Genomic DNA, 11,630 nt, shown 5'->3' on the forward strand with positions numbered 1-11,630 from the left:
AGTATCACCTGTTATTGAGATTTTTTGCTAGATCCTCGGCCGAGATGGTGGTGGCGAGCAGGGGTATCCGCTCCAGCTCTGCGATCCTCCTGGCCACGCCGTCCACCTCAGCAGGCCCGATCCCCTGGAGGATCACGGCGCCGGGTTTGAGGTGGCTGACCCTCACCGCCACCATCGGCGATCTGCCGGTGGTGACGCCGGTGAATATCAGGGCCCGGGCGGTGCTCCTGCCGTATATTTTGTGGAACTGATCGGGAAGAAGCTCCAAAATCGCCCTCAAGCTGTCGATGATCGTATAACCGTAAATGGTGATGTCGGCGTCCCCGCAGATGACGCAGGCATCGATTCTACCTACGAACTCTGATAGAGAGACCGGTTCTGAGTATTCGCATATGCAGCATATCCGTCCGAAGCTACCGCCGTCGCTGAGCATGGCGCAGTAAGTTCGGGCGGTGCTGCTGCCCCGAAGCTCGTCGATGGTCAGCAGGGCATCGATGATCTTGCTGACGATCAGTATGCCGGGGGATCTTCGTCTGCCGCTCTCGTAATCGCTGATCACAGAAGGCGAGATCCCCAGATGGCTGGAGAGCTCGGTCTGGGTGATGCCGAAATTTCTCCTCCACTTTTTCAGGGTCTCGCCGGGATTCTGTGATAAAGTTATCTCACCAGCCATCTTTTCTGCGAGCAATCCTCGAATATCAGAGATATCCCCCCCGGCCGACATGGGACTGAGACTGGCCCCCTTAGAATATAAAGTTAACGAAGAGGAGTTCGTCATATGACGAGGTCGGCCGATCTTCGATAAAAGGAGATGCGCCGACCGGGATTCGAACCCGGGTTTTGGGCTTGCTTCGCGGGATCTGCCGCTTGGAAGGCCCAAGTCATAACCACTAGACCATCGGCGCTCACACCCACCATCCTCTTGTTGAACTTAACGTTTTCGATCCGATGCGGCTCAACCGGGCGCCAGCGCACGAGAGCCTCCCGCCCCTTCGATGGGATTTTCATGGGATGCCTTGGGAGTCAAAGAGATCTATTGATGCCGATAACCATCTCTGGCACCTCACCTCGCCCGGATCGGACCTCCCGCGAAGAGGATCGGATAGCTTGATATATCGGGGTATCTGAGGACTCGGGCGATGAGGAGATCTTCTCTGGAGGCGACTAGATCTTGAATTCGCTCATAATCGCCATCTGGCTTATGCTGCCCGCCTACCTCCCCAACAACTTCGCCGTCCTCTTCGGCGGCGGAAGGCCTCTTGACCTCGGCAGAAGCTTTCCTGACGGGCGCCGCATCCTCGGCGATGGCAAGACATTTCGGGGGACGATCATGGGAGTCCTCGCCGGGACGGGGCTGGGCCTGATCCTCGACTCGATCGCATCCTCAAGGCCGGATCTCGGACTTCCAGGCTTCGGGTCAGGTTATGAGCTGATCCTGGTCCTCGTCGGCCTCTCCCTGGGAGCGATGGCCGGAGACGTGGTCGCCAGCTTCTTCAAGAGGAGGATGGGGATGAAGAGGGGCGAGTCCCTCTTCCTCGTCGACCAGCTCGACTTCGTCGTAGGAAGCTGGGCCCTAACGCTCCTTCTCGCACCCCAGTGGTTCTCGGAGAACTTCACATCGGAGATTATATTCATCGTTCTGATCGTGACCCCCCTGCTGCACCGGGCGACGAACATAATAGGATACAAGATCAAGGCCAAGAAGGAGCCCTGGTGAGGCCGAAGGGTCGATTTCGGGCCGGATCAAAGGGGATCTAGCGGCGGAGACGGCCCTGAATCCGGGACGAAATGACTTTTCTCTGCAATCTCCGGATGCTCTGGCGGTCGATCGCCAGAAAAGGGATCAGATATGGGTCTTTTATATTTCAAGCTTTGATTTCTACTTTTTGGGCCACTAAAACCCTCCAAACCCCTGACAAAAAACAAAAATGGGTGTTACATTACCATTTCGAAAGCTTTATAAGTCCAGTAACCGATAGTCAGTACGTTACTGGCCAAATTTTTCATAGATTACTATGATTTGGCAAGAATGAAAAAGGAGGAGAGCAAATGGACATGGTTAGCATGGGGCTCCTGGCAGCTATGGGCGCCCTTGCGACAGTAGCCGGTGCAAGTGAAGACTTAGAGTCCGATGTGGGTTCTCAGAGCAACCCGAACTCACAGGTCCAGTTGGCTGCTCAGGTGGGTCATCCCCACAGAATTTACAACAAAGCCGTTTCTGGAGAGCCACCATCGAACGCTCTTTACGCCGCACTTGCCGCAGTTACAGCTAGTGTCTTAATGTCTGGGTATGGTATGAACGCGTTCTTCGCCATCGCCATCGGAGCGGTCCTCGCTGCGATATTCAATGGCATATACTCGGTTACCGCCTACATGGGCAGGAACACGAGCCAGGCGCGGTTCAACCAGTACGTCTACCTGGACGTTCTGCGCACTCACACTACCACTATAATGGCACATGCATACATCACTGCCTTCTGCGTCGTCGCCATCTCCTACATCATGACAGCTCCTTGGCTTCCGATTCAGCACCCCTTCCCGATGCCTCTTGTGGCCTTCATCTGGGGTCTCGCCATCGGAGCCATCGGCTCGTCTACAGGGGACGTTCACTACGGTGCGGAGAGGGAGTTTCAGGCCTATCCCTTCGGAGCAGGGCTGAACGCCGCCAACTCTGGAGACATAGTCACCAAGGCTGAGGCAGGCCTGCGAAGCTCCATCGACAACGCCTGGTTCTGCGCTCGGTTTGGAGGACCCGCCACTGGAATGGCCTTCGGACTGACCGTCTTCCTGGACAACTGGCGGACCACCATCTTCGATCCGGCCAGCCAGGGATGGCTTGCGATCGCCACCGGAATCGTGATCGTCATCCTGTTCAACGTCTACAACAGGATACTGGAGATCAGGTCGAAAAAGAGGTACGGGCCCTATCCCGAATACGCGGGGGACATTGAGGCATGATCGAATTTGGTCCTGACATGATATTGTACATACTAGAGATCGTTATCGGCGGGCTTCTGGTGGGCGTAGGCGTCCACTTCGTGCCTGTCGGTGGCGCTCCGGCCGCCATGGCCCAGGCCACGGGTGTAGGAACGGGCACTGTGCAGCTGGCGGCAGGATCAGGTCTGACCGGCCTGTTGAGCGCCGGCCTGATGATGAGCGTCACAGATAACATGCTTATGATCGTGATAAGCGGTGCCGTGGGCGCCATGATCATGATAGACGCCACCATGATCGTGGGCAACTGGGTCTACATATACGGAGTCGGCGTCCCGCCGTGCTCTGCCAAGGTCGACTACGACCCCATAACCAAGGAACCCCAGCCCCCCTACATCTCCCCGGGAACCGTAGGTCACGGCATACCCACCGTCAGCTACGTCAGCGGGACGATCGGAGGTCTCCTCGGCGGCGCTGGAGGGTCATTGATATACTACGCCCTGATGAGCATCAACGAGAACCCTGGCCTCTCCGGCTTCTTCGCCATCGGAATATTCGTGGTGAACGCCGTAATCGCGTCCTACAACATCCAGGGCACCATCGAGGGCTTCCACGACCCCAAGTTCAAGCGCGTTCCCCGGGCCGTCCAGGCCTGTCTCGTCGCATCGCTGATCATCGGGATATTCGCTGTACTGATCACTGGAGGTGCCTGATATGAGCGTTGCAGCAGGCGGAGGAGAATCGAAGATCGACAAGACCAAGCTGATGATGTACGGTCTTGGCGGCGGAGTTTTGGGAATATACCTGACACACGTTCTGAACACCATAACCGGGTCCGGCTACTTCTCGTTTTTGGCGGGCCTGGGCGTCATCGCCGCTGTGGTGATGGGCTCAGAGGCCGTGAGAAGAGTCTGCAGCTACGGCATCGGCACGGGAGTTCCCTCCATCGGCCTGATGGCCATGGGGATGGGGCTGGTCGCAGCCATGTTCGGGCTGTCCATCGGAGGGGTTGCAGGACCCATAATCGGGATCGCCGTCGCCATGGGATTCGGGTACTTCGTGGGGATCCTCGCCAACAAGATCATCAAGATGAACATCCCCGTCATGGAGGATGTCTTGATGACTTTGGGCGGGGCCGGAGCCATAACCCTGATCGGCCTATCGGTGGTCGTATCCGGGGAGATCAACTATCCTTTGATCCTCGAATCGGTCGTCGACACCGGATACATAGCGATCCTCTTTATCGCCGGAACCCTGGCCATATTGCACCCCTTCAACGCCAACCTGGGACCGGATGAGACCCAGGACAGGACCCTGGTCCACACCATCTCCACGGGAGCTCTGGCCATGTTCGCCGCAGGTCTCGCGTCCCTCGCCACCATCGGTGCTGCCGGGATGCTGACTGTGATCATCGCTGCGATCATCTGGATCAAGGCCTTCATGTGGTACTTCGCCCTGGTCAAGAGGGACTCTTCAGGCGTGGTCGGGACCGGTCTTCTTCCTGAGGGAGGTCTGTAGATGGGAATGGTTAGAGCTTCCCCCCCCGAACTGCATATGATCTTCGATCCCCTCGAGGGGATGATCGCAGTGGAGAGGGAGGATGTCGTTCAGTTCGCTCTGGACCCCATAATGGCCCAGATCGATGAGATAAACAGGGTGACCGACGATCTTCTGAACTCGCTTGACCCCCAGGCAGTCCTCTACAGCTCTTACAAGGGCAGAGAGGGCGCCAGCTACATGGCGGGCATTTACACCAACATATGGTACGGGTTCGTCATCGGTCTTGTGGTCGCCTTAGTGTACTTACTCTCCCAAGGAGGTGTGTTCTAAAATGGCCAACAAGAAGCCAACCTCTGACCCCTGGCCCTGGATCACCGGCGAGTATGAGGAGGGAAACCCCGAAAATCCGGTGGCCGTTGTGACCTGCGGGTCTCACATGAACAACGCACCTTTCCTCGATGCGGGCGCGGCCCTGGCGGGCCCCTGCAAGACAGAGAACATCGGCATTGAGAAGATGGTGGCCAACATCATTTCCAACCCCAACATCAGGTTTCTGATCATAACCGGGATGGAGGTCAAGGGCCACATCACGGGCCAGGCGATCGAGGCCTTCGCAGAAAGCGGGATCGATCAGGAAGGGAGGATCATCGGGGCTACGGGAGCCATCCCCTTCATCCAGAACCTGACCCCCGAGGCCGTTGAGAGGTTCAAAGAGCAGATAGAGACGATCAACATCATCGATACCGAGGATACCGGCACCATCGTCTCCAAGATCAAGGAATGCGTCTCCAAGGACCCAGGTGCCCTAGACGTGGAGCCCATGACGGTGGAGATCTCCGAGGGTGGTGCGGAAGAAGAGGCCCACGGGCTGCGTCCCATGGCGGGGGAGATCGTAAACGTCCGAGCCAGGATGAAGCAGATCGAGGCCGCCGTAACCAACGTGGGGATCCAGAACAAGTACGCCGCCGGCATCTACGCCGGGAAGATCGAGGGGATCGCGGCAGGGCTAACCATCGTTCTGACCCTCTTCGGGTTGATCCTCAAGATGGGAGGGATGTGAGATGGCAGACGAGGAGATAAAGACCGAAGAGGTCGCAGAAGAGGCTGCAGAAGTCACAGAAGAGGTTTTTGAAGAAAAACCGATAACTGCCGACATCGCCTACGGCAAGGGTCTGCCCTCCGTGTTGATGCCCTTCATGGGACCCTTTGACGAGCTCACCGAGAGCATCGAGTACAAAGCACAGCTGGTGGCCAGAGATCAGAAGCTGAGCTCGGGCGTAAACGCCTCCATGCCCATCGGGGCGATAGTCGGCTTCCTCTTTGCGCTTCTGATGGTTCTCGTGCCAGTGTACTTTATGACCTGAGGTGATACAGTAATGGCTCAAGATAATCGGGATGTAGTGCCCAGCGTCGTAGTGGACCAGGAACAGTACAGGGAAGTCCTGGAGAAGCTGGCCAAGATTGATGAGAAGATAGAGTTCGTGAGCGCAGAGATTGCCCAGAGGCAGGGCAAGAAGCTCGGCAGAGATATCGGCATCCTCTATGGAGTCTGTGGAGGATTAATACTGGTGCTGGCATACTATTTGCTGGCTGTTGCGTGAGGGTTTGACATGTTCAGATTTGACAAGAAGCAAGAGGTATTCGAGTTCGGCAAGATCAAGGTGGGAGGTCAGCCCGGCGAGTACCCCACCGTGTGCATAGGCACGATGTTCTATTCCCGGCACAAGATAGTGACCGATGAGGACAAGGGTCTCTTCGACGTGGCTGCTGCGGAGAAGCTGTGGAAAGATCAGGAAGAGATGAGCGACACCACTGGTAACCCCTGTTTCAACCAGATCGTCGCCGAGACCGACGAGGCCATGGCCAAGTACCTGGACTGGTTCGTCGATATATCCGACGCTCCCTTCCTGGTGGACTCCAGCGCCCCCAGCGTGCGGGCCTTCGGCGTTCAGTACGCCACCGATATAGGCGTCGCCGATAGGGCGATTCACAACTCCATCAACGCCAGCATCACCCCTGAGGAGTTTGAGGCGGTCAAGAAGAGCGATCTCGACGCCGCCATCGTCCTCGCCTTCAACGCCCTCGACGCCACCACCCAGGGCAAGATGGACGTCCTGACCAAGGCTGCAGGAGGCGCAGAGAAGGGTATGCTCGACTACGCGGCTGAGGCCGGGATCACCAGGCCCCTCGTCGACGTCGCCGCCATGCCTCTCGGAAACGGCTCCGGCGCCACCATCAGGGCCGGGATGGCCGTCAAGGCCATCCTGGGCCTTCCCGTCGGCGCGGGCTACCACAACGGCGCCTCCGCCTGGGACTGGATGAAGAAGTACAAGAAGGTCAACAGAGCGGCCTTCGCTCCGGTGGACATCGGATCAAACCTGGTGGCAGGGATCGTAGGAGCCGACTATTACCTCTACGGCCCCATCGAGAACGCCACCATCGTCTTCCCGGCGGCGGCCATGGTCGACATCATGTGCGCAGAGAGCGCAAAAGAGCTCGGCCTGGACGTCCTGGACCCGAACCACCCCATCAACAAGCTGCTCTAAAAACCCTTTTTTCTTTTTTTATTTTTGAGGCGATCTTCTTGCCATTTCGAGTGGAGATCAGGGCCGCCTTCGGCTCCGCCCGTTTCAAATGCCAACGGTGCGGGTCCTGCTGTCATCACCGCCGTCCCGACGAGTTTGGCGACCTCATACCTCCCGAGAGGCAGGCGGAGTTCGTGGAGAAGAGCAACCTGATCTACCTCACCGAGGAGGACATCGAGAAGATCGGCCGGAGGACGGGTTTAGAGGCGGAGGAGTTCGTGGACACCCTCTACCACGAGAAAAAGGGGAGCGTCAGGGTCGAGGACGGCGGGAAGAAGGTGATCCTGGACCTGCCGGTGATGAAGTCGAGGGAGTCGGACGGAGCGTGCGTCTTCTACCAGGAAGGGAAGGGCTGCACCATCTACCCGGTGAGGCCGACGGCATGCCGTCTATTTCCCTTCGTCGTCGCGGAGAAGTCTGGTCCTTCGGGGGGCATCATCCTGGAGATAGGCTACAACCCCACCTGTCCCGGCATGGGAAAAGGAAAGGATCCGGACAAAAAGAAGCTTGAGAAGCTCGTCCTCGATCAGTTCAGAGAGAGGATGGAGGCGATCGGACCGAAGGTCCAGAGGCTGAGGATGGAGGGTAAGATCCTCCCCGACGCTCGGATCTACAGGACGATGCCCGGGAAGAGGAGAAGGGCCGAGTGAGAGTTCCGTTGGCTTATTCGATTTAAAATAAATGACGCAGGGGCTAGAAGACGACCGTCCAGCCCTGTCTTTAAGCCTCCTCTCTCCGAAGGGCAGGACCAGAGGCTCTTCAATGATCGGGTGGCTGAAATCCTCGTCCACAAAAATAGAGCAGATCAGACAAGTGAGGGTTCTCCCCCGCCCCGTTTTTTGCTCTCGATCGCCTTCCCCTTCAATAGACCGCATCCTACAAGCGGCATACCGATGCCCCCCTAAAAACAGTTTATGAGGATTAAAAACATTCCATCCTGGGATCTCTTTTGAAAATCGCCGGAATCGGGAGCATCCCAAAGTCGCTTGATCCCTCTCCCAGCCCGGCACTCCTGCCCGAGGACACCGTCCCTTTACATAGGGAGGTTATTCTAATCTTTTCGAGAGCGGGCGATCTGAGCTATCTTGTACATAATTTATAAATAAGCAGGGTTCTATGGACCTGCATAGATGTAGGCGCTATTAGCGTCACCAGAGGTATACTCATGAAACGCATTTTTATCGGAGTTCTGGCATTCGCCCTTCTTTTGGTGGCAGGGTGGGCCGAAGAGTCGAGCTTGACGGATGAAGAGATGCCGGAAGAAGATGGCGCACTTATACCGCGGGAGCTGCTCTTCGGCAATCCCGACAAGATCACCGTTCGGACGAGCCCAGACGGTTCCAGGATCAGCTATCTCGCTCCCAAAGATGGCGTCCTGAACGTCTGGGTGGGACCCATCGATGACCCGGGAGCCGCAGAGCCCGTCACCAATGATACATACCGGGGCATACGCACCTACTCGTGGGCCTACACCAACGAGCATATACTCTATCTCCAGGACAAGGACGGCGATGAGAACTGGCGGATCTACAGCGTCAACCTGAGCGGCGGCGAGATCAGAGACCTCACGCCCTTCGAGGATGTCCAGGCCAGAATCGAGAAGGTCAGCCCCAACTTCCCAGAGGAGATAATCGTCGGCCTCAACGACCGCGATCCCGAGTACCACGACCTCTACCGGCTGAATATAGAGACCGGGAAGATGACCTTGATTCAGGAGAACAGGGAGTTTTTGGACTTCGACATAGACGAAGATTACAGGGTCAGGTTTGCAACGAAGATGACGTCCGACGGCGGTGCCGAGATCTTCAAGCCGACGGAAGATGGGTGGGAGATCTTCTCGGATATCCCGCCAGAGGACATGATAACGACGGGATCGGTCGGGTTCAACAAGACTGGCGAGATCCTGTATATGGTCGACAGCCGCGGCCGAAATACGGCAGCCCTCTTCGCCATGGACACGGTGACCGGCGAGGAGACCTTGATCGCAGAAGATCCTAACGCGGATTTCAGCGGCTGGATGAGGCACCCTACAGATTTGAACGTCCAGGCCGTTGCCTTCACCTACGAGCGGAAGCATTGGCTGGTAATCGACGACTCGGTGGCCGACGATCTGGCCTTTCTGAAGACGGTCGATGATGGTGACGTGGAGGTGGTGAGCCGGTCCCTCGACGACAAGACCTGGATCGTGGTCTACGTGGTGGACGATGGGCCCTTCAGGTACTACCGCTACGACAGCGAGAAGAAAGAGGCAGAGTTCCTCTTCACCAATCGGAGAGATCTCGAAGACGAGCCCTTCGCCAAGATGATGATCCCGGTGGTCATCCGGTCCCGCGACGGGCTGGACCTGGTGAGCTACTATACGTTGCCCCTTGGAAGCGACCGGGACGGTGACGACAGGCCAGAAGAGCCCCTCCCCCTGGTTTTGTTCGTTCACGGCGGGCCGTGGTCCCGCGACGTCTGGGACTATAACCCCATCCATCAGTGGCTTGCCAACCGCGGCTACGCCGTCTTCAGCGTCAACTTTCGCGGATCTACGGGGTTTGGGAAGGACTTCGCCAACGCGGGCAACCTGGAGTGGGGAGCCAAGATGCACGACGACCTGATCGACGCCGTCGACTGGGCGGTCGGTGAGGGGATCGCAGATCCCGATCGGGTGGCGATTATGGGCGGGAGCTATGGAGGTTATGCGACCCTTGCAGGTCTCACCTTCACCCCGGAGGTCTTCGCCTGCGGCGTTGACATCGTGGGTCCCTCAAACCTCACGTCCTTGATCGAGACGATACCCCCCTACTGGCAGCCGGAGATCGAACTCCTCGCGACCCGGATGGGCGACCACAGGACCGAAGAGGGCCGAAGGCTGCTCATTGAGCGCTCTCCCCTCAACCACGTCGATGAGATCGAGCGGCCTCTCCTGATAGGGCAGGGAGCCAACGATCCCCGGGTCAACCAGAACGAGTCGGACCAGATCGTAGGGGCGATGCAGGAGAGGGGGATTCCGGTGACCTACGTGCTCTATCCGGACGAGGGTCACGGCTTCGCCCGACCGGAGAACAGAATCTCCTTTTATGCCGTCGCTGAGGCCTTCCTCTCCGAGCACCTGGGCGGACGGTTCGAGCCCGTAGGAGACGATTTTGAGAATTCGACCATCACCGTGCCCGTGGGGGCGGAGGAGGTTCCAGGACTGGAGGAGGCCCTTTCGGCCTGATTCGCCGGATAGAAGAGACTGCGACGAAGGTGGGGGCCGAGGGGTGAGTGGCTCACCGGCCCGGCCCCATCATCGTTTTTCCAGATACCGCTCGATCCGATCGAGCCCTTCTGCGATCCGCTCCAGGGAATTGGCGTAGGAGAACCGCAGGTACCCCTCGCCGTTGGCCCCGAAGTCGACCCCCGGAGTGACCCCCACGTGGGCCCGTTCCAGGATATCGAAGGCGAGGGCGTAGGAGTCGCCCGAGAGATGACGAGCGTTGACGAATACGTAGAAGGCGCCCGTGGGCTCGGAGGCGATCCCGAAGCCCAGCTCCCGGAGCCGCCGGATCATATACCTTCGACGTTCATCGTAGGTCCGCCTCATCCGGGCCACGTCCTCGCCGGTCTTTCGGAGAGCTGCGATCCCCGCCCTCTGGACCGCGGAGTTGGCGCAGATGAAGAGGTTCTGCTGCATCTTCTGGATCGGCCTTATGAACTTTTGCGGCGCGATCAGGTAGCCGAGCCGCAGGCCGGTCATGGCGTAGAGCTTGGAGAAGCCGTTGAGGACGATGGCGTCGTCGGTGAACTCCAGGATCGAGTGCTCTTTGCCCTCATAGACCAGGCCGTGATAGATCTCGTCGGATATGACGGTGGGCGATAGCCCGGCGATCTTTCGCATCCTTCCAGCGGAGAGGACCGTGCCGGTAGGGTTCGATGGCGAGTTGATGACCACCGCCCGGGTCCGATCAGAGATCCGGGAAGATATCGCCTCTGCCGAGAGCTGGAAGCCGTCCGCCTCGCTGACCGGAACGGGAACCGGCGCCCCGCCCGCAAAGCGGATGAAGTTGGGGTAGCAGGCGTAGCCGGGGTCGGATACGATCACCTCGTCACCAGCCTCCAGGAGCGCCGAGAAGACGAGCATCATGGCGGGAGAGGTCCCCGAGCCGACGACGATCCGGTCGGGCTCGACGGAGAGGCCGTACCGCTCATTGTAGTGCTCGGCGATCGCCTCCCGGAGCTCGGGGTCGCCGAGGCTGTGGGTGTAGTGGGTGTGCCCCTCCGCCAAGGCCTTGGTCACCGCCTCAGAGATCGGGGCCGGGAGGTCGAAGTCGGGCTCGCCCACCTCCAGGTGGACGACGTCGATCCCCTCTCTCTCCATCGCCCGGGCACGCTCCAAAACGTCCATCACCAAAAAGGGGGTCATCTCCTCTGCTCGTCGTGAAATCATGTCGTGGGGCTCCTAACTTGTGGTGGGTGGATAAAGTCGATGAGGACGATAGACTTTTCGATTGAACTTTGTTTTAAGTTATGAAAAGATATGCTAAGAGAACAAATTCAGTTCTTCAGATCACTTTCCGCAGCAGCTTCGATTTGAGGGTCCAGCGCGCAAATGCATGGACCCTCAGCTTATTTCAAGCCCGATAA

At 58.1% G+C, this 11,630-nt stretch carries 13 protein-coding genes and 1 tRNA gene; 11 read left to right on the forward strand and 3 right to left on the reverse strand.

Going from position 1 to position 11,630, the window contains the following annotated elements; genetic code table 11:
* Positions 1 to 4 precede the first annotated feature (4 nt).
* Positions 5 to 673 (reverse strand): helix-turn-helix domain-containing protein, encoded by a 669-nt coding sequence (locus ACP5EL_RS01590; protein WP_428400692.1) that lies wholly within the window; start codon positions 671 to 673, stop codon positions 5 to 7.
* A gap of 139 nt (positions 674 to 812) precedes the next feature.
* Positions 813 to 905 (reverse strand) — tRNA-Gly (locus ACP5EL_RS01595).
* A 266-nt stretch (positions 906 to 1,171) separates the two neighbouring features.
* Here ACP5EL_RS01595 and ACP5EL_RS01600 point away from each other — a divergent pair.
* From ACP5EL_RS01600 to ACP5EL_RS01650, 11 genes are all read left to right on the forward strand, one after another.
* A complete protein-coding gene (locus ACP5EL_RS01600; RefSeq protein ID WP_428400693.1) occupies positions 1,172 to 1,717 on the forward strand; it encodes a CDP-2,3-bis-(O-geranylgeranyl)-sn-glycerol synthase in 546 nt (181 codons plus the stop codon).
* 332 nt (positions 1,718 to 2,049) lie between these two features.
* Positions 2,050 to 2,958: a tetrahydromethanopterin S-methyltransferase subunit E gene (gene mtrE, locus ACP5EL_RS01605; RefSeq protein ID WP_428400694.1), complete on the forward strand. Its 909-nt coding sequence runs from the start codon at positions 2,050 to 2,052 to the stop codon at positions 2,956 to 2,958.
* Positions 2,955 to 3,647 (forward strand): tetrahydromethanopterin S-methyltransferase subunit D, encoded by a 693-nt coding sequence (mtrD, locus tag ACP5EL_RS01610; RefSeq protein ID WP_428400695.1) that lies wholly within the window; start codon positions 2,955 to 2,957, stop codon positions 3,645 to 3,647. The genes mtrE and mtrD overlap by 4 nt, the downstream gene beginning before the upstream one ends.
* A 1-nt stretch (position 3,648) precedes the next feature.
* A complete protein-coding gene (mtrC, locus tag ACP5EL_RS01615) occupies positions 3,649 to 4,452 on the forward strand; it encodes a tetrahydromethanopterin S-methyltransferase subunit MtrC (protein ID WP_428400696.1) in 804 nt (267 codons plus the stop codon).
* Complete coding sequence (mtrB, locus tag ACP5EL_RS01620) at positions 4,453 to 4,764, forward strand: tetrahydromethanopterin S-methyltransferase subunit MtrB (RefSeq protein ID WP_428400697.1); 312 nt, start codon at positions 4,453 to 4,455, stop codon at positions 4,762 to 4,764.
* 1 nt (position 4,765) lies between these two features.
* Positions 4,766 to 5,494, forward strand: a complete 729-nt coding sequence (gene mtrA / locus ACP5EL_RS01625) for a tetrahydromethanopterin S-methyltransferase subunit A (protein ID WP_428400698.1) — start codon at positions 4,766 to 4,768, stop codon at positions 5,492 to 5,494.
* 1 nt (position 5,495) lies between these two features.
* A complete protein-coding gene (locus tag ACP5EL_RS01630) occupies positions 5,496 to 5,798 on the forward strand; it encodes a tetrahydromethanopterin S-methyltransferase subunit F (protein ID WP_428400699.1) in 303 nt (100 codons plus the stop codon).
* A 12-nt stretch (positions 5,799 to 5,810) separates the two neighbouring features.
* Positions 5,811 to 6,035 (forward strand): tetrahydromethanopterin S-methyltransferase subunit MtrG, encoded by a 225-nt coding sequence (gene mtrG, locus ACP5EL_RS01635; RefSeq protein ID WP_428400700.1) that lies wholly within the window; start codon positions 5,811 to 5,813, stop codon positions 6,033 to 6,035.
* A gap of 9 nt (positions 6,036 to 6,044) precedes the next feature.
* Positions 6,045 to 6,980 (forward strand): tetrahydromethanopterin S-methyltransferase subunit H, encoded by a 936-nt coding sequence (gene mtrH, locus ACP5EL_RS01640; protein ID WP_428400701.1) that lies wholly within the window; start codon positions 6,045 to 6,047, stop codon positions 6,978 to 6,980.
* Between the two features lie 38 nt (positions 6,981 to 7,018).
* Positions 7,019 to 7,669 carry a YkgJ family cysteine cluster protein gene (locus tag ACP5EL_RS01645; RefSeq protein WP_428400702.1) on the forward strand — a complete coding sequence of 217 codons (651 nt, stop codon included), beginning with the start codon at positions 7,019 to 7,021 and terminating at the stop codon, positions 7,667 to 7,669.
* Between the two features lie 515 nt (positions 7,670 to 8,184).
* The gene (locus ACP5EL_RS01650) at positions 8,185 to 10,224 is read left to right on the forward strand and encodes a S9 family peptidase (RefSeq protein WP_428400703.1); all 2,040 of its coding nucleotides are present in this window, start codon (positions 8,185 to 8,187) and stop codon (positions 10,222 to 10,224) included.
* A 69-nt stretch (positions 10,225 to 10,293) separates the two neighbouring features.
* On the opposite strand, the gene ACP5EL_RS01655 is transcribed toward ACP5EL_RS01650, so the two are convergent.
* Positions 10,294 to 11,433 carry a pyridoxal phosphate-dependent aminotransferase gene (locus ACP5EL_RS01655; protein ID WP_428400704.1) on the reverse strand — a complete coding sequence of 380 codons (1,140 nt, stop codon included), beginning with the start codon at positions 11,431 to 11,433 and terminating at the stop codon, positions 10,294 to 10,296.
* Between the last annotated feature and the right edge of the window lie 197 nt (positions 11,434 to 11,630).

The organism is Methanocrinis sp., assembly GCF_049974945.1.
Classification (GTDB): Archaea; Halobacteriota; Methanosarcinia; order Methanotrichales; family Methanotrichaceae; genus Methanocrinis.